Annotated in this window: 19 protein-coding genes and 1 riboswitch; of the genes, 7 read left to right on the top strand and 12 right to left on the bottom strand. The window is 48.7% G+C overall.

The genetic code is table 11. From position 1 onward, the window contains the following. Positions 1–20: 20 nt before the first annotated feature. From MHI55_RS03905 to MHI55_RS03885, 5 genes are all read right to left on the bottom strand, one after another. Entirely contained in the window at positions 21–893 is an 873-nt protein-coding gene (locus tag MHI55_RS03905) for an inositol monophosphatase family protein (RefSeq protein WP_036614103.1), read from the bottom strand. A gap of 98 nt (positions 894–991) precedes the next feature. After that, entirely contained in the window at positions 992–1,993 is a 1,002-nt protein-coding gene (uvsE, locus tag MHI55_RS03900; RefSeq protein ID WP_074093415.1) for a UV DNA damage repair endonuclease UvsE, read from the bottom strand. 155 nt (positions 1,994–2,148) lie between these two features. Continuing rightward, positions 2,149–2,472, bottom strand: coding sequence for a hypothetical protein (locus MHI55_RS03895; RefSeq protein ID WP_036614107.1), 324 nt, complete (start codon positions 2,470–2,472; stop codon positions 2,149–2,151). Positions 2,473–2,502: 30 nt separating this feature from the next. Next, positions 2,503–3,603, bottom strand: coding sequence for a D-alanine--D-alanine ligase (locus tag MHI55_RS03890; protein WP_036614110.1), 1,101 nt, complete (start codon positions 3,601–3,603; stop codon positions 2,503–2,505). Between the two features lie 137 nt (positions 3,604–3,740). Beyond that, positions 3,741–4,760 carry an amidase domain-containing protein gene (locus MHI55_RS03885; RefSeq protein ID WP_047841417.1) on the bottom strand — a complete coding sequence of 340 codons (1,020 nt, stop codon included), beginning with the start codon at positions 4,758–4,760 and terminating at the stop codon, positions 3,741–3,743. Between the two features lie 362 nt (positions 4,761–5,122). Between MHI55_RS03885 and acnA the strand changes: the two genes are divergently transcribed. Then, positions 5,123–7,837, top strand: coding sequence for an aconitate hydratase AcnA (acnA, locus tag MHI55_RS03880; protein ID WP_036614112.1), 2,715 nt, complete (start codon positions 5,123–5,125; stop codon positions 7,835–7,837). Positions 7,838–7,977: 140 nt separating this feature from the next. Here acnA and MHI55_RS03875 read toward each other — a convergent pair whose 3' ends face one another. From MHI55_RS03875 to MHI55_RS03855, 5 genes are all read right to left on the bottom strand, one after another. Continuing rightward, positions 7,978–8,187: a hypothetical protein gene (locus MHI55_RS03875; RefSeq protein ID WP_036614116.1), complete on the bottom strand. Its 210-nt coding sequence runs from the start codon at positions 8,185–8,187 to the stop codon at positions 7,978–7,980. Positions 8,188–8,200: 13 nt separating this feature from the next. Next, a complete protein-coding gene (locus MHI55_RS03870; protein ID WP_340388907.1) occupies positions 8,201–8,761 on the bottom strand; it encodes a VanZ family protein in 561 nt (186 codons plus the stop codon). Positions 8,762–8,789: 28 nt separating this feature from the next. Then, on the bottom strand, positions 8,790–9,653 hold the full coding sequence (locus MHI55_RS03865) for a M15 family metallopeptidase (RefSeq protein WP_340388905.1): 864 nt from the start codon (positions 9,651–9,653) through the stop codon (positions 8,790–8,792). 98 nt (positions 9,654–9,751) lie between these two features. Next, a complete protein-coding gene (locus MHI55_RS03860) occupies positions 9,752–10,840 on the bottom strand; it encodes a HAMP domain-containing sensor histidine kinase (RefSeq protein ID WP_127550881.1) in 1,089 nt (362 codons plus the stop codon). Continuing rightward, on the bottom strand, positions 10,833–11,528 hold the full coding sequence (locus MHI55_RS03855; protein ID WP_036614121.1) for a response regulator transcription factor: 696 nt from the start codon (positions 11,526–11,528) through the stop codon (positions 10,833–10,835). The genes MHI55_RS03860 and MHI55_RS03855 overlap by 8 nt, the downstream gene beginning before the upstream one ends. 84 nt (positions 11,529–11,612) lie before the next feature. On the opposite strand from MHI55_RS03855, the gene MHI55_RS03850 reads away from it, so the two are divergent. From MHI55_RS03850 to MHI55_RS03835, 4 genes are all read left to right on the top strand, one after another. Next, entirely contained in the window at positions 11,613–12,563 is a 951-nt protein-coding gene (locus MHI55_RS03850; RefSeq protein WP_340388903.1) for a YafY family protein, read from the top strand. A gap of 73 nt (positions 12,564–12,636) precedes the next feature. After that, positions 12,637–13,455 (top strand): zinc ribbon domain-containing protein, encoded by an 819-nt coding sequence (locus MHI55_RS03845; RefSeq protein ID WP_100526784.1) that lies wholly within the window; start codon positions 12,637–12,639, stop codon positions 13,453–13,455. A 467-nt stretch (positions 13,456–13,922) separates the two neighbouring features. Then, positions 13,923–14,090, top strand: coding sequence for a hypothetical protein (locus MHI55_RS03840; protein WP_017690769.1), 168 nt, complete (start codon positions 13,923–13,925; stop codon positions 14,088–14,090). Positions 14,091–14,272: 182 nt separating this feature from the next. After that, the gene (locus MHI55_RS03835; RefSeq protein WP_340388901.1) at positions 14,273–14,962 is read left to right on the top strand and encodes a hypothetical protein; all 690 of its coding nucleotides are present in this window, start codon (positions 14,273–14,275) and stop codon (positions 14,960–14,962) included. A gap of 531 nt (positions 14,963–15,493) precedes the next feature. Here MHI55_RS03835 and thiC read toward each other — a convergent pair. Both thiC and MHI55_RS03825 read right to left on the bottom strand, forming a co-directional pair. Beyond that, on the bottom strand, positions 15,494–17,311 hold the full coding sequence (gene thiC / locus MHI55_RS03830) for a phosphomethylpyrimidine synthase ThiC (RefSeq protein WP_340388898.1): 1,818 nt from the start codon (positions 17,309–17,311) through the stop codon (positions 15,494–15,496). Positions 17,312–17,695: 384 nt separating this feature from the next. Beyond that, positions 17,696–17,809, bottom strand: a riboswitch (TPP riboswitch). A gap of 149 nt (positions 17,810–17,958) precedes the next feature. Next, positions 17,959–18,702, bottom strand: a complete 744-nt coding sequence (locus MHI55_RS03825; protein ID WP_017690772.1) for an IclR family transcriptional regulator — start codon at positions 18,700–18,702, stop codon at positions 17,959–17,961. Positions 18,703–19,061: 359 nt separating this feature from the next. Here MHI55_RS03825 and MHI55_RS03820 point away from each other — a divergent pair, with 359 nt between their 5' ends. Both MHI55_RS03820 and MHI55_RS03815 read left to right on the top strand, forming a co-directional pair. After that, a complete protein-coding gene (locus MHI55_RS03820; RefSeq protein ID WP_340388896.1) occupies positions 19,062–20,087 on the top strand; it encodes an alpha/beta hydrolase in 1,026 nt (341 codons plus the stop codon). Between the two features lie 197 nt (positions 20,088–20,284). Beyond that, complete coding sequence (locus MHI55_RS03815; protein ID WP_340388894.1) at positions 20,285–21,565, top strand: Fe-Mn family superoxide dismutase; 1,281 nt, start codon at positions 20,285–20,287, stop codon at positions 21,563–21,565. Position 21,566 lies beyond the last annotated feature (1 nt).

The raw sequence follows: 21,566 nt of genomic DNA, 5'->3' as shown, positions 1-21,566 counted from the left end.
TTCGCTCCTTATAATGAATTTCATTCCAAGCCGGTAGCCTTCGCTTCCTTCAGCACATCCGTCAGTGCATCATGGATTTTGCCATTGCTGGCAACGACATGATTCACAGACAGTTGGTAAGGCGTTCCGATGGTATCGGTCACCTTGCCACCAGATTCTTCAACCAGCAGCGCACCTGCGGCAATATCCCACGGTTTCAATCCAACTTCGGTGTAGGCGCTGAGACGTCCTGCGGCAACATATGCCAGATGGAGGGCGGCAGATCCGCCTGCACGCAAGTTACGAACTTGCGGAGCAAGCGCCTGCACAGCGGCCATATTCAGTGGCAACGCAAAGGTTGTGTCTGCCGGGAATCCAACCGCAATCAGGCTCTGAGCCAGTTCTTGTTCACCAGATACAAGCATCCGGTTTCCGTGAACATATGCTCCTTTCCCTTTTTCCGCAACAAACATTTCATCACGGGAAGGGTCGTAGATCACGCCGACAATGACTTCACCATTGTGAGCCAATGCGATGGACACCGAATAAAACGGAAATCCGTGTACAAAGTTTGTCGTTCCATCCACAGGATCAACAATCCACAGGAACTCTTCTTCCTCAGCCTCTTTCAGTGCTTTTGCCGAAGCTTCCGGTCCCGGTTCGACGCCCTCTTCACCCAGAATGGCATGGTGGGGAAAATGCGTAAGAATCAGGCGGCGGATCATCTGCTCCGCTCCTTTATCCACTTCGGTCACCAGATCTTGGGGTGAATATTTGGTGCCAAGTTCAGCTACCGTCCCAAGACGGCTTTTGATCCATTCGCCAGCTTTGGAAGCTGCATTAATGGCAACGGCAGTATAGCTTTTGCTTGTCACGACATAAGGTGTCTTTTCCTTCTCATTCAAAGCGTTCACTCTACTTTCTATATCAATCTACGAAAAGTTGAAATACTTGTTAAAAGTATACGCCCCACAGGTCGTAAAGTTTCTCGTTGCCCAGGCCCCTTTTGGCACTACGGATGAATGATGACGGTAGACTCGTCCACCCACTCCACACCCTCTTCGTGATAGAATGCCAGCTTCTGCATCAGTTGCACAAGAGCCTCATCCTTGCGTTTGGCCTCAATCATCACGTCAAGTCTTGGGGTGTCTGCTGCGATATGACGCAAGAAATCGAGCACAGGCTCTACCTCCACACCATCGGCATGACCTCGCAGATCCTTCTCACTCTTTGGACTGGAGACATGGATTTTGGGTGGCAATGGCTGATCAGCCGGTGAATCTGCCTGGGCAAGCGGTGACTGCCAGGTCTTTAGAATATCAGGCCACAGATCCCATGCCTGTTCTCCTTCGTTGTTCACCCAATGGTGATGGATATCAAGTACCATGGGCAATCCCAAGCGCTGGCACACGGCAAGTGTCTCAGGCGCATTGAACGTTTTGTCATCATTTTCGAGTGTGAGCCGCTCCTGAATGTCCCGATCCAGCTTCAAAAAGTTTTCTTCAAAACGAAGCGCCGCCGAAGGCTTGTCCCCGTATGCACCACCAATATGTATATTGTTCTTGGCAGTGGCATTCAGCCCCATGGCATCCAGCATCCGAACATGATGACGAAGGTCGCGAATCGAGTTGTGCAGAACTTGCTCGCGGGGGGTACTAAGTACGGTAAAATGATCCGGATGAAAGGACACACGCATATGATTTTCCTTCACAAAATCACCAATGGCCGCAAAGTCCTGCTTCAGCGCCGGGAACGGGTCCCAGTCATTCAGGTCCTCGTGTGTTGCCAGTGGAATCAATTTGGAAGAGAAGCGATATACATGAATATGGCTACCCTTGTTGTGCCTGAGCAAACGTAATGTATTGTGCAGGTTCTCGGCTGCAATCCGTTCGAGCTTGCGGATCGCCGCTTCCCTGTCATCGATTTTGTTAAAACTCGACATGGTCATGGTCCGGGAAGGCGAGGCGTTCTCTATAAGCACGGACATTGCCACGTAACCAAAGCGTACGAGCATGAATCTCTTCCTCTCTATTAGGGCGGAGAACCTGCACGGCATATTCAGCCGTCAGGATGTACCGTCACTGTATATAACCAAGTTTTACCCTAAAAGAGTGACCATAATCGTATTCTGGCAAATCCGTCCTTCCAACCCGCACTTACAGTCAATAACTACTCCTGTGCTTGCTCCCCAAAGAACATCTCATCCGCAAGGGCAGTCTGAATGCGTGATTCTTCCTCAGTCAATTTGCGGATGAGTTGCATCTCCACCTCGGTTACCTCTTGCCCCTGGAAGTTGATCTCCGCAATGGAAACCACGATCTTGACGATGGCTACAGCCACGTTATCCGGTGTGTATGCAATCACTTTCTGGCCGGTAGGAAATACCCGGAAGCCCTGTTTGACCATTTTGCCGCGTCCGTATTCAAGCAGTTCGAACAGCTCCTGCTCATTCTTGAACTTGCATACGGAATTGAATTCAGTCTGAAATCCCATGCATATCCCTCCTGATCTTGTGGTCGCAGGCTACGCCTGTACGCCGTTCTCGTAATTCAGTGCCTGCTTGCGGTTGTAACGCTCCAGTGCCAGCTCAATCATGCGATCCAGCAGTTCTGCATACGATACACCTGTCTCACGCCAAAGAAGTGGATACATGCTGTATGGTGTGAAACCAGGCATGGTGTTGACTTCATTAATAAGCAAAGCGCCGTCATTTTTCCGAATGAAGAAGTCGGCACGTGAAATACCGTTACCTTCAATCGCACGGAACGCCTGCAAAGCTGCCTCGCGAATGCGATCTGCGGCCTCTGGGTCCAGTGGAGCTGGAATCAGCATCTGTGATTGACCATCAATATACTTGGCTGCATAGTCATAATACTCACCGGAGGATACGATCTCACCTGGAACGGAAGCCATGGGCTCGTCATTGCCGAGGACGCTGACTTCAACCTCGCGTGCTTCAACGAACTCCTCAATGACAACCTTCGTGTCATACCGAAGTGCAAACTCGACAGCTGTCTTCAACTCATCGCGGTTACGTGCTTTGGAGATGCCTACACTGGAGCCCAGATTTGCCGGTTTGATAAAACAAGGATACCCCAGCTGATCTTCGACCTGTACGATCATTTCGTGCTCTGTCTGCTTCCATTGTGTCGCGTTAAAATACGTAAAGGCACATTGGTCAATGCCAGCCTGTGCAAACAGCTTTTTCATGACCACTTTGTCCATGCCGCCAGCAGAAGCCAGTACACCTGCACCTACATATGGCATATCCGCCATCTCAAACATGCCCTGAATGGTACCATCCTCTCCAAACGTACCATGCAGCAGAGGGAACATCACGTCCAGCGCTTCTGCTCCGCCATACAAACGGCCAAACAGGGCGTTCAGCGCATCCTGCGTTCCACCCGCCGATTGCTCCAGCTTCAAGTCTTCAATCTGCGCGAACGGCGCATGCATGACAGGTCCTTTTTTCCACGTACCCTGCTTGGAGATATAAAAAGGAACCAGTTCATACTTTTCATAATCAAATGCGTTTGTTACAGCAAACGCCGTTTGCAGCGACACCTCATGCTCGCCCGATTTTCCGCCGTACACGACGCCTACTTTTAATTTATCCATACTCATGTGTACCCTCCGATTATCTGTGCCTGATGCTGTCATGCTTGCATGCTCAGCACCCTTGTTATTCTGCTTGCATTATCTGGTCTTATTTTACACGGAACTGGATGTCTGCGTCACCGCATCCCGAAAATCTTTCGTCATCAAAACTCATCTGCAATATGGAAAAGCCGGTATACCGTCCGCTCTGTCCAAGCGTAAGAATCCCGGTAATCCCAAAAGCGGTGACGGCTGCTAACCGTATGTGCGTTAACAAGCGGCATACCGCCCGCATCAAACGCGGTCACAACGGTGCTGTGTTGAAATCGTCCATCTCCATCCCAATCGTAGAGAATAACATCGCCGAGCATCAGCTGCTCAGGACGCTCCACTTCTGTCGCGGTCAGCCCCCAGCTGCTGCCTGACAAATAACGCTCCAGACTGTTGGAAACTGCCCAACTGTAACTCCACATTTCGGAGCCATTCACATACCCTTTATACCACCAGCCAGCTTCTCTTCTACCAGTATAGTGGATGGGTGCGCCCCCTGCAAAGAGACATTGGGACACGTAATTGGTACAATCCACATCAAATTCCTCAAATGCCGGATTCCCCGCATTCCACCACCGATCTGCATAGGCAACCGCCAGATCTCTGCGATATGACTGTTGCCGTGAGCTTCTTCCTTGACCCAACACTTCCCGATTCAGCAGCGGCCGATTCATCGCCTGTACAAAATCAGCTTGTTGAAACGGACGCCCTTCCCCAGCAGGGCGACGCTCCGGCACTTCTCGCTCGACCCGCCCAATGATCCATCCACCACTCTGCCGCAGAAAGGTTAACCGCTCCCGCTCAATCCGGTCCTCCCGGTGGGTGATCCCGCTCTTCTCGTAGAACAGTCTGCTGTACAATTGTACATCCACCACCGCTTCTTCCTGGCCATCCATAAGCGTGCGCACAAGCTTGGCGCTGGTCTCGCTGCGAAGAGGCACGGCGCGCCGCTTACGATACCATTCGTCCAGTCTTGCCATACGCTCTCCCCGTTCCACCACGAAGTCAGGATCGGTAACGATCCGTTCGCTGGTCTGTGGACGGTAGTCGATCTCACAGCGATTGTACTGGTTCACGTAAGTATATAAGGCACTCTTCCATTCCCGTTCCAAGCCTGTGTCCCCCTTTGGCATGAGTTCTGTCTGGAATATTTCATTGCATATATAAACTCCTACTATTCATATGAAAGGGTCTTCGGTTGTATGTACACGGCTCAGGAGGGAGATCCGAAATTCGGCAAATACAGGTACACAAGATATCTTATTCCTGCTCGCTTCACGAAAACGCCTTCATCGGTCCAAAAGCTTGCTTGATCAGGCAAAAAGACCTTTACGTACGGAGGTGAAAACGGTATACTTAAAACTAAAGTTATGATTATGAAATTACGTTTCATCTGATGAAACTAACGAACAAGAACACGGAACGATGAAGGCCTGTTCTTCACCTAAATGAACGTTTTCTTCATCTCACCGACACATCCCAAGGAGGTACATGTATGTCAGCAAAGAATCATTTCTCCGCCGCTCGCAGTCTTGAGGTTGGAGGCAAGTCTTACCGCTACTACAGTCTCGATGCTCTTCAGGAAAACGGCCACGGCGATCTTTCCAGGCTTCCTTTCTCCATTAAAGTGTTGCTTGAAGCAGCAATTCGTCAATTCGACGGACGTGCCATCACCGAAGAACACGTAAAACAACTGACCGGCTGGGCAGATGGCCGTGACAATAACAAGGAAATTCCATTCATCCCTGCACGTATCGTTCTGCAGGATTTCACCGGTGTACCGGTTGTCGTTGACCTCGCTGCAATGCGTGATACTGTGAAAAAAGCAGGTGGCGATCCAAAACAGATCAACCCGCTCGTACCCGTCGATCTCGTTATCGACCACTCCGTTATGGTTGATGCTTTTGGTACCAACGATGCACTTGATTACAATATCAAAGTTGAGTTTGAGCGTAATGAAGAGCGTTACCGCTTCTTGCGTTGGGCGCAAACGGCATTCAACAACTTCCGTGCAGTTCCACCATCCACAGGGATCGTTCACCAGGTTAACCTTGAGTATCTGGCTTCCGTGGCAGCAACCAAAACCGTGGACGGCGAAACCGTTGTATTCCCGGATTCCCTCGTAGGTACAGACTCCCACACCACCATGATCAACGGACTTGGTGTTGTTGGTTGGGGTGTTGGTGGTATTGAGGCTGAAGCAGGTATGCTGGGCCAACCGCTTTATTTTGTAACACCGGACGTTATCGGTTTCAAACTGACAGGCAGCCTGAGTGAAGGCGCAACAGCAACGGATCTGGCACTGACCGTTACCCAATTGCTTCGTAAAAAAGGCGTTGTTGGTAAATTCGTAGAATTCTACGGACCAGGTCTTGCCAACATCGGTCTGGCTGACCGTGCAACAGTAGCCAACATGGCACCAGAATATGGCGCAACGATCGGTTTCTTCCCTGTTGATAGTGAAACGTTGAACTATCTGCGTAACACTGGCCGTCCTGACGAGCAGGTAGAATTGGTTGAAGCTTATTACAAAGCTCAAGGCATGTTCCGTACTTCAAGCACCGTTGATCCTGAATTCACAGATGTGATTGAACTGGATCTCGGCTCTGTTGTACCAAGTCTTGCAGGACCAAAACGTCCACAAGATCGCATCGAGCTGACACAAATGAAAGAAAGCTTCAACAGCATCATTCGCACACCTGTAGATAAAGGCGGCTACGGTTTGAGCGATGAGAAAATCGAACAATCCGTACCTGTGAAGCATCCGGACGGTTCCAACAGTGAACTGAAGGCAGGCGCTGTTGTGATCGCGGCGATCACAAGTTGTACGAACACTTCGAATCCAAGTGTTATGGTTGGAGCGGGACTACTGGCGAAAAAAGCAGTTGAACGCGGCTTGACCAAACCAGGATATGTGAAAAGCAGTCTGACACCAGGTTCCCTGGTTGTTACTGAGTACCTGGAAAAAGCAGGCCTGATCACGTATCTCGACAAACTCGGATTCAACGTTGCGGGCTACGGTTGTGCAACATGTATCGGTAACTCCGGCCCACTGCCGGACGAAGTGAGCGAAGCTATTGCTGAGAACGATATGACCGTAGCGGCTGTATTGTCCGGTAACCGTAACTTCGAAGGCCGTGTGCATGCACAGGTTAAAGCCAACTACCTGGCATCACCACCACTCGTTGTGGCATATGCACTTGCGGGTACAGTGAATATTGACTTTGAAACCGATCCAATCGGTTATGATACGAACAATGAGCCTGTATTCCTGAAAGACCTCTGGCCTACTTCCGAGGAAATCAAGGATACCATCGCAAGTTCCCTGAACGCTCAGATGTTCCGCAACAAGTACGAGAATGTATTTACAGCCAATGAGCGTTGGAATTCAATTTCTGTACCGGAAGGTGAATTGTACGAGTGGGATCCGAACTCCACGTACATTCAGAATCCTCCGTTCTTCCAAGAGCTTGGCGACAAGTTGAACGATATCGCAGATATCCGTTCTGCACGTGTCATGGCATTGCTTGCGGATTCCGTAACAACGGATCACATCTCGCCAGCAGGTAATATTGCACCATCCAGCCCGGCTGGACTGTACCTGAAAGAACATGGCGTAGAGCGCAAAGACTTCAACTCCTACGGTTCACGCCGTGGTAACCATGAAGTCATGATGCGTGGTACGTTTGCCAACATTCGTATTCGTAACCAGGTAGCTCCTGGTACAGAAGGCGGTATCACGAAGTACCTGCCAACGGACGAGGAAATGTCCATCTACGATGCTTCCATGAAGTATCAGGATGAAGGACAGAACCTGATCGTTATCGCAGGTAAAGAGTATGGTACAGGAAGCTCCCGTGACTGGGCGGCAAAAGGAACATTCTTGCTCGGCGTCAAAGCCGTTATCGCAGAAAGCTTCGAGCGTATTCACCGTAGTAACCTGGTCGGCATGGGCGTAATGCCATTGCAATTCCAGGAAGGTCACGGCTGGTCCAGCCTTGGTCTGAACGGACGTGAAACGTATGACATTACTGGCCTCAGCAATGATGTGAAGCCAGGACAAGAGTTGAAAGTTACCGTAACTCGTGAAGACGGTACACAGTTCGAATTTCCTGTCATCGCTCGTCTGGACAGCATGGTTGACGTGGATTACTACCATAACGGCGGTATCCTGCAAACTGTATTGCGTCAAATGATGAAAAAAGCTTAATGATATAAATCATTAATGTGATGAAGTTATACAAAAAAGCTCCCCATTACGTGCAATCAGCACGTGGCGGGGAGCTTTTCTTGCTTTGCTTTTTATAATTGGGATATGTTTAAAAATCAATCTTCAAAGCCAACTGCCTTTTAATGCCCAATGTGATGTGAGGCTTGATCTAACAGTTGAATCGTGCCCATGATCAGAAATAAACACGACAGAGCAATTAACGAGCCTCCAACCCATCTAGACATGATCACTCGCTCCGCAATCTGTTTTTCCGAAGCATCCGTTACCTTGTGTGGATACACGAGAAATATTAGCCCTGCGCTAATGAATAGTACAGCCATTATAATCAAGTTCTTCCCCTCCTTACACGTGACTTTCCTTAGAATTTAACTTTTTCGTCGTCACGCGGGATTCTCCTCCCACCAACACCTTTTTCAGACCCATAGCCATAGTGAAAACAATATATCCAATGAAGCCGCCGAGTGTATTAAGCATCAAATCATCCACATCAAATATGCCCATACCAGTCACTAACTGTGTCACTTCATAACCCAAACTGAGCAGCAAAGACAGCAGTAGCACTTTTACTCCGGAGAATAACTTGTTACCCGTCAACACGGGAATGAAGATGCCCAGCGGGATAAAAGCCAGTATATTGCCTACCAGATGGATTGCTGTACCTGGACGATGTAACGATAGACTGTTCCAGTCTCGTGAGATTTCCTGAAATGGTGTCAGGTTGACGGTTCGGGTATGGACCAGATCCGGTTGTTGCAAGAACGCCATCAGTCGATCCTTCACGATGCCAAAATCGACCGGGCTTCCTTTAAACAGAATCAGCTTAGTCAGCAGATATAAATAGATAATGAAAACGGCAATCCAAAGGATGTAATGTTTGCTTTTCTTCTGGTTGTTGTGCTTCATGTTGTTTCGCCTCCCTTGTGTTGCCCTGTTATTTCTTTACGGTGACGATGACGCCACCCATGTTATCACCCGATATTTCAGTTTGGCCTTGCTCAGGTATGTAAACGGTTGTGTCTCTGGTGGCCGGATAATAGCGGATATGATACTCCTGACCCTCTACTTCCACAGTAATGTTCTCTTTCTCTTTAAGCATATCGAGATACTCTTCCAGCACCAGATTATTCTTATACATGACAGCACTGTGCGGCAGCCCTACATATCGAAAGTGCCATGGTTCATACTGAATACCGGTGATGCGCACTTTATTCTTTGGGTAACGTAAAATAAATCCGTATTTCCATGCATTCTTTTCCAGCCAGGCACCCTCTGGTGCTTCATTCATCGCAGCCAAGCTCGAGCCGATATCCAGCGATAACCCAAGATTGTGCTCACTGTGTCCCGCAGGAAGCGCATAGTCTGAACCCTTTTCCCGATATAACTCGTCCTGCTTTTCAAAGTCCCTGTACCCGCTGCTGACGAGAAAATATCGGACTCCCTCTTCGCCTGCTGCTTCAACCATCTTCTGAAACTCCTGCGCCACCTGTCGTGATAACATGATTTTCTGATCCAGTATCCCATATCCACGAAGCAGATCATCCTCATGTGCCACATATACAATATCGGATTTAACTCCTTCCGGGTGTACGGGGTATTGCTTATCAACCAGTAACAAATTGCCCTTATATATCTGATCCTGAATGTTTCCGGTGACGGATACGGTATAACCTGCGGGATTTTCACGCGTATTCTGAATCTCGATGGGCAACTCATCCTTCTGCTGAATCCATCCCGGTGATTGCGTAACAATATATCCGATCAAAATGATACATATCAAAAAGCCCCACTTTTTCATGCTTGTTCCTCCTTTTACCTCATACATCAAGGATAGACAACACAAGTTAAAGAAAAAGCAGGGCAATTTTAAAGTTTTTCTTAAATTTGACGTCAACCTTATTGGAAGACGGGCAAACGAACCTCGAATAACGTCCGTACCACGTCGCTCTGAGCCGAGATCGTACCGTCATGCTGCTCCACAATATTACGAGCGATAAACAGTCCAAGGCCTGTCCCACCCTCCTGAGGGGTCCTGGCACGATCTCCGGTGTAATACATATCGAAGATATGTGGCAATTCCTCCGGACGAATATGTCCGCCATAGTTAATCACCTGAATGATGACCTGTTCTGCATCCCGATATCCATTAATATCTACGTACATGCCATCCTTGCCATGCCGTGCAGCGTTAATTAGCAGATTCTCGAACACACGAGCCAGCAGCTCGCCATCACCGGAGACCGTAAGGTCAGTGTCTATTTTTAGTCGGGCGACTAGTTGGTTCTTTTCAAATACAGGATAGAGTTCTTCGTTCATCTGCTTCAGCAGTTCGCTAAGATCCAGCTGTGTCTTGTTTATAGGCAACATGCCATAATTCATACGGGTAATTTCGAACAAATCATCAATCAGCTTCTCCAGGCGCTGTGATTTGGTGAATGCAATCGACGTAAAGTGCCGTACCTGCTCCTCCGTTAACTGATCATCCTTCATGAGCAGATCCAAATATCCAAGCACAGACGTCAGCGGTGTTCGCAGGTCATGCGCCAGATTGACAACAAGCTGGTCCTTACTATTTTCAGCAAAATCCCCTCGTTCTACTGCTTCCTTTAGCTTCTCACTTGCCAAATTCACATCCTCCGCAATCGTACCTAACTCGTCCTTCGAGGAGATCTGCACACGATGCTGAAAGTCACCGTTGGCCAAATGCCTGATCCCTGTAGAAATATCCTTGAAATACGTCGCGTAGGGCTTGGTAAACCAGAAGAAAAATAGAATGGCGAGTGGGATAAATAAAATCAGGAAGAAATAGATATCCCCGATACTTCTCATAAAATGACGATATTCAGCGAGCTGATCTTCTGCACGGACACCCGAATAATAGGCTTGCATAAGCTTATAAATCCCATAGGTAATTGCACCAGAGGCAAGCATGCTTAACCCTAGCAACATAATCATGGTTGTACGAAAACTTCTTCGTTTAGTCATTAAACGTGTACCCCACACCCCAGATGGTTTTGATAAACTTGTTCTTATTCACATCTTCCCCCAGTTTTTTGCGCAGGGTCCGAATGTGGACCATCACGGTATTCCCACTCTCGTAATAGGCTTCTCCCCAGACCTGTTCAAAAATGTTTTCTGCACTGAACACCTGCTTGGGGTGGCTCGCGAGCAGATACAAAATATCAAACTCCTTCGGTGTTAGTTCCACTGGTTTGCCGTAGAGTGTAACGCGATGTTGATCTGGCGTGATGATGAGCCCACCCTTCTCGAGAATGGACCTCTGCACAGGCGCAGACTGGCTAAATTGGAGAGAACGACGTAACTGGGAGTTAACCCGGGCAACAAGCTCCATCGGATTAAACGGTTTGGTCATATAATCGTCCGCACCCATTACAAGTCCCGTAATTTTATCCATATCTGACGTTTTGGCACTTAGGAAAATGATCGGTAAATGATGCTGCTCCCGAATTTTACGGGTCACCTCATACCCGTCCATACCAGGCATCATAATGTCCAGAATCGCCAAATCTATCGCTTGGGTCTGAACAGCTTGAACCGCCGCCTTCCCATCAAAGGCCTTAATGGTATGATATCCTTCTTTTTGTAAATGTAAAGCAACCAGATCAGCGATCTCAACTTCATCGTCTGCGATCAGAATCGTAATTCGCTTCATTGCTTATTCCACTCCTATGTGTGATGCTCAACAATATAACATATTTGAATCCAACAGATAAACCAATGAAAGGAATCCATACATATGAAACTGGAGCGTTTATTAGCCATCGTGGTGTTGCTAATCAATCGTGGACGGGTACAAGCCAAAGACTTGGCAGATATGTTCGAAGTATCAATCCGGACCATCTATCGGGACATCGATACATTGGGTCAAGCAGGCATCCCCGTGGTGACATATCAGGGGGCAAGCGGTGGGATTGGTCTGGCAGAGGGTTACCGTCTGGATCGAAACGTATTAACAGACAAGGACCTCGCCTCCATCGTCACTGCACTGCGCAGTGTATCCACTTCCCATGCTAATGCGGCGCGTGAGCTTCTGGTCGAAAAACTCAGCAGTATCGTACCTGAATCCAAAAATGACGATTTTCAGGCCAATACGAATCGATTCATCGTGGATTATTCGACCTGGACGCATCCCGAAGCGCTGAAAATCAAGCTTGAACTTATCGAACAGGGTATGGATCAATTACGCCCCGTAACCTTTACCTACTGCAGTGCGGAAGGTATCCATACTCACCGAACTGCCGACCCTCATACCATCGTACTCAAGAAGCATTCCTGGTATCTGTATGCTTTTTGTCACGAGCGGAATCAATTTCGCATGTTCAAGCTTGTGCGCATGCAAGATGTCACACTTGCTAATGAGCACTTCGAGCGTAAAGTCATCAACCCACAGGACAGACCCTGGCAACAGGAATGGAGCCGTCCGGACAATCAAGCTAGGTTAATCTTGAAATTCCATGCTCGCGTCCGTCATATTGCGGAAGAATGGTTTGGGATCGAGAATGTCATGCCTGATGGGACTGGGTATTACATCAGCCAGGTTGCTTTTCCCGAGGATGGCTGGTTATATGGGTTCATTCTGGGCTTCGGCGCGGACGTTGAAGTATTGGAACCTCAGCATATTCGGGATGAAATCTGCCGTATCGCGGAGCAAATTGTACAAAATTATATACCTCCGACTCAAACCTGACAGACAGCTGTCCAGTTCCTACCCGTATACTTCAGATATATTCAATCTCTACATATATGAGGAGGAACTAATCATGAACGTTACTGTATGTCAAAGCTGCGGAATGCCGCTCACAACCCCTGCCCAATTCGGAACGGAAGCAGATGGAAGCACAACCCGTGAGTACTGTATTTATTGTTACAAAGAGGGCAAGTTTGAGCAGCCCGGTATGTCACTAGAAGGCATGACGGAGATGTGCACTGCCATTCTGAAGGACGAAGGCATGGATGAGGAATCCGCTCGTTCGATGCTGCGCAACCAGCTTCCTTTTTTGAAGCGTTGGCGCACGAATACAACGGATCAACACACAGAATCTCTGGCTGAAAACTCTACTGCTTCCGCTAATCCTGGTCAGGTAACAACAGAGCATTCGTTCTCTGCCCAGCCCGTTCGTTATGTCACGCTCCCTGGCAAACGTATTGCCGGCGTATCCGCCCGCACAACCAACGCCATTGAGATCAGTGGCAAAGGCTGTATTCAGGGACTCTGGAACAATTATTTTGCCTCAGAGCACCTCCCTGCACCTGAAGTTGTTCGCTATGGTTGTTACACGGATTACACCGATGGGATAACCGGAGAATACACCATACTGGTAGGGCATGAGGTCAGTCCGAACGAATCATTGCCTGAAGGATTGGACGACATTTTACTCCCTCCTGCAACTTACGCCGTATTCACTTCCAGAAAAGGACCGATGGCAGAGGTTGTTGGCGAAGCCTGGGGAGCCGTGTGGGCCTGGGATAAACAAAGTGATCGTACGTTCACCGGGGATTTTGAATTATATGATGAACGCAGCCTGAATCCCGAAAGTGTACAAGTGGATATATACATCGCTGTTCGCCAAAGTAGATAAAACCAACACGATACCACCTCAGACAGAATCAAAGTTTCATCGCATCTTTCTTCATAATCAAGCAAGCTGCCGGGTTCGCTCGGCAGTTTTTTTGTTATATCCGGAACTACATTATCCCCTAAACAACCCGACCATGGTACCAAGTTAGTTAGCATGCTTTGCATCATTTAACCAGATAATATGCCTCATATGCGGGTACCATTGACTTCCTTAAAATTGGGACTATTCACATAACAACCGATTCGATCCTCCCATATCAAACCTTTAATATTAGGTCCTTTACTCCTGAATTTCCCTAAAAACGTTTACATCTCCTTAAAACCGGGTAAAATCACTACAATCCAATTGGAATTACGCTTTAAACTCTTTTATTTCGTCTAACAAGTCACATGTACCTATATGCGCACCTGGCATGGTAACCAGTCGAAATACATAATTCAAAAAAACGCATCAAAGGAGGAACCAAGATGATCCGCATGCCTATTCAGCAAATGATCCCGTACCATCACCAATATCCGCGCAACACGGCGACCACTGCTCCTAAAAAGGAGAATGAGAACACTCAAGGTCTATCCTTTCATGAAATTCTGCAACAAAAAATGGCGAAGAAAAATGCTTCTCCTTCCCTTAGATAAAAATGGACACCGGACCGACCCTAGTCGAGTCAGGTTATCAACCGTCTTTCCGCAGCTTGGCGGAAGGGCGGTTATTGGCGTTGAGCAATAAACGACTGTACAGTTCTCAGGCATGTTTCTATAATGGTTTAAATATCTAAAAGATCCATGACATATACGAACTGTAAAAGGGGACTTAGCACATGATCACCATTGGTTGTTTTCACGCTCATTATTCCAACATCGCCTTAATTGAAGAGACGCTTGCTCCTTATGAAGTTGAATTGGTCCATTACGTCGATCCAGGTCTGGACCGTCTTAAACATGACGCTGACTTTTCCGAGGTTGTCGTTCGCGAGAAGGTAGCCCAGACGCTCCAATGGATCGCTGAGTGTCATGCCGATGCCATTCTGGTCACGTGTACCCTGTTTGCGACAGTACTGGAGCAGGAAGCCACACAGGTCCCTGTGCCTGTGATCGGCATAGATGATCCGTTATTGCAGGAGATGCGGCGAGTAGCAGGAGATTACATAATCGCATTCACCAACCCGGCAACCATTGAAGGAACGATGGCGCGGGTGAATCAGACATTACAGCAAGAGGATGAGAATGGGCAACTACACGTTGCCAAGACATCTCAGACGGAAGCGGTGTGCATCCCTGGGACATTTGAGTTGATTATGCGTGGAGATCAGCAAGGGTATCTCGAAGCGGTACGAGAAGGCTTACAGCAGATTGCTGAGCAGTACCCGGGTAAAGCGGTAGTGGCGGCCCAACTGTCTATGGCTCCCGCTGCTGCACAGGTTACAATAGATCGCGGTGTTCCAATCCATAGCCCGCTGGCATTGCTTGCGGTGTATTTGGAGAAGAATTTGGGCCTGGCTCGACAGTAGAGGCTGATTTGGAGTGAAGTATTACAATCACTAAAAACATGTGAAAACTACTATATTGACTCCTTTTGCAAAATAAAAATGCTCTCGAACAAGAGCATTTCAAATGGTATAATCACTTTGTACAGCCAATTTGTGGTGGGAAATAGGCTTGCCTCCAGTGGGAGGTGATCCTATGAACTTCTCTTTTAACGACGTAATCGTGTTCGCGATGTTAATTATTGCGCTCCTGACATACATCGATCGTAAAAAGAAGTGACCCGCCACAGGTTGACGGCCTGACGGGTCACTTCATCTGAACTTGCTGCACTCGGAGGAATACCCACCGCAAATGCTGTGCAGGAGTAGCCATTGGCCTGGCTACTCTTATTGGTGTTTACTTACATTCATTTTATTAAACATCTGCTAGACAATCAACCATAATGCTGATAAAAAGTATCAGGACGCTGATCAATAAGATGAAGAAGACGACATGATAGCAGTATTCTCACCTTCAAACGATGTCAGATTGCCCAGCTTTCGCTGTACCGGCGCCTAGGAACGTGTCCGATATTCCTCGGCCTTTTCCTGCATCCCGGCAGCTACAGCCTCATTCTCGGATAATCCTTTATCAGCGGCAAAGGCACGAATGTCCTGCGTGATGCGCATGCTACAGAACTTTGGTCCGCACATGGAGCAGAAATGAGCTTCTTTGGCCCCTTCTGCCGGCAGTGTCTCATCATGGTAGGACAGCGCACGTTCCGGGTCCAGCGACAGGTTGAACTGGTCACGCCAGCGGAATTCGAAGCGCGCTTTGGACAATGCATCATCGCGGCGCTGGGCACGTGGATGGCCTTTTGCCAGATCGGCGGCATGAGCTGCGATCTTGTAGGCGATAACCCCTTCCCGCACATCATCCTTGTTGGGCAGGCCCAAATGTTCTTTTGGCGTAACATAACAGAGCATGGACGTGCCGAACCAACCAATCATGGCTGCCCCAATGGCGGATGTGATGTGATCATATCCTGGCGCAATGTCGGTCGTTAGCGGCCCAAGTGTGTAGAACGGTGCTTCTTTACAGATCTCCATCTGCAAGTCCACATTCTCTTTGATCTTGTGCATCGGCACATGCCCCGGACCTTCGATCATCACCTGCACATCATGCTTCCATGCGATCTGCGTCAGTTCCCCGAGCGTGGCCAGTTCCGCCATCTGAGCTTCGTCATTGGCATCGTAGATACTGCCTGGACGAAGTCCATCTCCCAGCGAAAACGCCACATCATACCTTTTCATAATCTCGCAGATTTCTTCAAAATGGGTGTACAAAAAATTCTCTTGATGATGCGCCAGACACCATGCTGCCATAATGGAACCGCCCCGAGACACAATGCCTGTCATTCGCTTGGCGGTCATCGGGATATAACGCAGCAGTACACCTGCATGAATCGTAAAGTAGTCCACGCCCTGCTCTGCCTGCTCTATGAGTGTGTCACGGTACAACTCCCAAGTCAGCGCTTCCGCTTCGCCATTCACCTTCTCCAGCGCCTGATACAGCGGTACCGTACCAATCGGCACAGGTGAATTACGGATGATCCATTCCCGGGTGGTATGAATGTTTTTGCCTGTGGACAGATCCATCACCGTATCCGATCCCCATCGTACCGCCCAAGTCATCTTCTCGACCTCTTCCTCAATGGAGGAAGATACGGCAGAGTTACCTATGTTGGCATTGATCTTCACATGAAAATGACGACCGATCAACATCGGCTCACTCTCCGGGTGATTGATGTTGGATGGCAGAATGGCCCGTCCACTTGCCAATTCCTGCCTCACAAATTCCGGTTCCACGCCTTCACGAATGGCGGCGAATTCCATCTCTGCCGTAATGACTCCCTGTCTCGCGTAGTGCATCTGAGTCACACAGCGTCCTGTCTGTGCTCGCAGCGGTTTGCCTCGTAATCCGGGGTACTCTTCAGCGCCAGCTCTCTTCCCTCCGGGCTTCAGTCCGTTATCCTCCGGTTTAACTGTACGGCCTTGGTAAGCTTCGACATCGCCACGCTCTGTGATCCAGCGAGTGCGCAGGGCTGGCAGACCTGCACGGATATCCGCATGAAATTCGGGATCGGTCATGGGGCCGCTCGTATCGTAGACACGCAGCGGTTCGTTATGCTCCACCCCTTGGGGAGTATTCGTGTCATGAAGGGCTATCTCACGCTCCGGTACAGCAATGTCCGGCCGTGAGCCCTGAATGTAGACTTTGCGGCTACCGGGAAAGGGCTGAACCCGTCCGGCCGCTCCTGTTTCTTTTTCCACCTGCTGATCGTTATGTCCCTGTTCCGTCGCTTGTTGTCCCGTTTGATTTCCTGTACTCATGTTCGCTTGTCTCCTCCTCAGTGTTCGTCGCTTGTTTGGTTGGTTTCATCGTTAGCTCGCTTACGTACCTGTCCCAAATCATGCGCAATGCAGAGAAGAAAGAGCGATCCTACACCAGACCAGGGGAGACACTTTTCATGTACAGTTAACAACAGACGGAGGCTGCCACAGATCATCGATCTATAAGACTTCCCTCCTCATCCAAGCCCACTTCCGCAGGTTATCGAAAAAGAGGCCCATAAAATCCGCGCTATATCGCCCGTTCCCTGTATATAAAAAAGCCGGTCCCCGAAGGAACCGACTTTTATGTCCATCACCAATAATGCACCTTTATGCAGCTCCTTAACGGAGCCCTACAAGGGTCACATCATGTGGTGGTTGTGGTCATATCGCCGATTACTTCCCTACGCTGGTATGATCCAGATCAGGTGCAAAGGGTCCGGAATCTCATGCGATTCCGTCTCAGTCCGGACAATTCGGACTCCCCCAGTAACGTTAATAAGTTGCGGCTTACATAAGCCGCCGTTCATATTCAATGAAGCTGGCCCCGTTGAGCCGTCCATTACAGAGTAGCGCAACCGGAACATAAAAACAACCTTTATATTCCAAATGATCAAACTCTATTGGAGAAAAAACTTACCTCAACATCAGGATAACATGAGCCCCATTTGCGTAGCAGCATCCTTCAACACAGGTGCGTATTCATGCAATGTCTCCTGCGAAAGTCGGCTGACAGGTCCTGAGACCGAGAGGGCAGCTGCAATATTGCCTCTGCGATCCATAATCGGTACAGATACCGCGGCAGCTCCCGGCTCACGTTCCTCGTAACTTGTGGCATATCCGTTATCCCGGATATCTCCCATCTGCGCTAAATACACCGCGGGATCAATAAACACCGGCCATTCCGGCCCGTTCATCAGTTCTTCACGATCCTCGTCCGTGGCAAACGCCATCAGGACTTTGCTGGAAGCCCCCACAGACAGCGGGAGTCTAACACCAACGGGAGCAACTCGGCGGATCGCCTGATCACTTTGCACAGCCTGAATCCGAATCCGTTCACTGCCGTCACGCAGGTACAGACTCACGGTCTCCCCCAATCGATCTCTCAGTCGCTCCATCGCAGGCAGCAGCAGAATAGCGGGATCATCACTGCGGGACATATGAGCTGACAGCTCCCAGATTCGGATGCCAAGTCGGTACTTCTCTGTTGCTGCATCGCGGATCACGAACCCTCGATCCTCCAGCGTAGCCATCAAACGGTGCACTGTACTTTTGTGCAGGCCAATCTGGCTGGCAATTTCGGTGAGTCCCAGATCACTGCGTGTGGTAAAACATAATAATATATCCAGCGCCCGTTCCACAGCCCGGACGGTTAACTTGCGATCTTCCATGGCATAATGCCCTCCTCATGTTTCATCACATGAAACTTGGTTACATAAATTATATGAGAAACGGTCTCATCTGTAAACCAAAAAGAGCCAAAATCAAAATAGGCCAACGTGTAAATTTTTCCTTTTTATAAGACTTAATCCCCTGTAATTTACACACTAAGGTAATGTTACCCATATATCTTAAGAACTATATAACAATTGCGTAACAAATGCCCTCAATCAATTGACTTTGACTATATTGGAACATACGATAAAGATATATTACATTAAGATATCGCTCTGAAGCAGGCTCTGAAATCGACGCAATTCTCTTTACATGTCGTTGTTATCTTCAACTGAACTTCAAAGGAGGGGCATTCATGTATCAATCATCCCAGAGCGAAGCCCCGCTGCAAACAAAAGTGTCCGATCTGCCCTCTTCCCTATCACCGAGGCTGATTCGGTTCAAACATATTATCGTAGCGTTGCTGCTCTCCGTTGTATTTTTTCTACTGTTTTGTTTTATTGCACTGCATGGTTATATCGCATGGGTATTATCCAATCCAACGGTAGCGCCAGTCTTCTCCAATCCGATGCAAGCCAAGAACATGAAGTATGAAGATATCACGTTCCCGGCAGCAGATGGCAGCCGGACGATGCAGGGATGGTATATACCTGCTGACAATGCTGCAAGCAAAACGATTATTTTCAGTCACGGCTATGGTGCCAATCGTGAAGAAACATGGGTACCCATGTATGACCTGGCACACTATGCCCATCAACTTGGGTTTAACGTGGTCATGTTCGATTATGGCTTCGCCTCACAGGTGAACAAAGCTGTAGCCACAGGTGGCAAAGCTGAGTCACAGCAATTGCTCGGTGCGATCCAGTTCGCCAAGCAGCGCGGTGCGCAGGAACTGGTTGTCTGGGGTTTCTCCATGGGTGCCGGTACGGCGCTTCAAACCGGACTGATTACGCAGGAAGTAGATGCGATGATTCTGGACAGTGCGTTCCTGCTGGAGCCAGATACGCTGTACCACAATATTCACAACCAGATCGATCTCCCGCGTCAGCCTACACTGGAGATCATGAAACTGTTGTTCCCTGTTCTGAATGGTACCGGATTACAACAGATTCCATACCAGGAAGTGAAAAAGGAAGATTATCCGTTCCCGATTTTCTTCATCCATGGTACAGAGGACGAGAAGGCGCCTTATCCAATTGCGGAGCAACTCGCCGCCAACCAGACCAATCCGTACTCCGATGTATGGATTGTCCAGGATGCGCATCATGAGTTGATCTTCCGGGAGCATCCAAAGGAATATCTGCGCCGTGTCTCAACTTTCCTCAGTAATGTAACGAAAACAAGCAGTGACGATGTGCAGAACACGAATAATGGACAATAACCAAATTTCAATCATTGGATTTTTTCCAGAGCCCTCAGGGGCTCTTTTTTTTTGCACTCATAGGACAACAAGCTCGGAGAATATACTCTTGGGACGCATGAACAGATGGTCTGAACGCATAGATCATTTGTCGGATTAGGTTACCTATATGAACTATTTATGCATTTTTGAATTTCTCTAAAGGAGGTCTCGCGTATATGAACTGGTATGGATATGGTCACCTGCTGCCTCTGCGGACATTGGAGGAAATCCGTTTCTGGAAAGAACAGGAGAAAGAACATACACTCGTCATTCGTGCCCTGGTTCCTGATCTGGAGCCCCCATACGTCAAGCTACTGGAGGAATGGGAGGCTATCTTTGCAAACAGTGAGCGAGTAGCCAATCAGCTTTTAAAACAACTATTGCCCGCAACCCATCCACCTGCTCCCTACATGGTTCGTTGTATCGATCAACTTGTGTTGGCAGCTCGGCAGCAATCGAGAGAGTTCATCAAACAGCTGTATGTTCTTCTGGAGCAAAGTGCTGCTGTGCAAGTTGTTCCGCTTGCCAAAGTACTCATTCTGCATTTTATCCGCGAGTCGGAGTATTTTCTGGGCGTATTGGATACGCTTGGCCAACCTGGCATCTTGCGTGAAACGGATTCGGAACCGTCACTTTTTCTGGAAAATGCTCTGCATACGTCAGGGCCAGGAAGCATCCATCGCCAAGCTTCAGAAGCCCCAACTTCTCCAGAGGGAAATGTAAATGCACCTGCCGGTTCAGCTCATATCCAATCCGCAACCATTCAACCACCTTCTACCGGAACAACACAAGCCACACCCAGCTCTACAGCACCTCCTGTAAAAGAAAAGCCGGTTCCCATTGGAGGACACACACTGCCGCCTCTCCCCTATGCGTACAATGCGCTGGAGCCACATATTGATGAGCTGACGATGCGTATCCATCATGACAAACACCATCAATCTTATGTGGACGGACTAAATGTAGCAGAGAAGAAGCTGGCGGAATCGCGAAAAAAGAATAACTTTGAACTCATCAAACATTGGGAACGTGAACTTGCCTTCAACGGGGCAGGCCACTACCTGCATACGATCTTCTGGACAATTATGAATCCTGCTGGCGGCGGCAAACCTTCCGGTATGCTCGCAGAGCAGATCAAGCGAGATTTCGGGAGTTATGAAGCGTTTAAGAATCAATTCACAGAAGCCGCGAACAAGGTGGAAGGCAGTGGCTGGGCGATGCTTGTCTGGAGCCCGAGAGCACATCGTTTGGAGATTTTGCAGGCGGAAAAACACCAGAACCTGTCCCAGTCCGATATCGTACCACTCCTGCCACTGGATGTGTGGGAACATGCCTACTATCTGAAACATCAGAATGAACGCAAAAAGTATATCGAGGATTGGTGGAACGTTGTCTACTGGCCCGCTGTGGCCGAGCGTTACGAAACGGCACGCAAGTTGTTGTGGCCGCCTTATTAAG

Origin of the sequence: Paenibacillus sp. FSL E2-0151 (assembly GCF_037993015.1) — a bacterium.
Taxonomy (GTDB): domain Bacteria; phylum Bacillota; class Bacilli; order Paenibacillales; family Paenibacillaceae; genus Paenibacillus; species Paenibacillus amylolyticus.
This window is presented reverse-complemented; position numbering and strand designations above follow the sequence as displayed.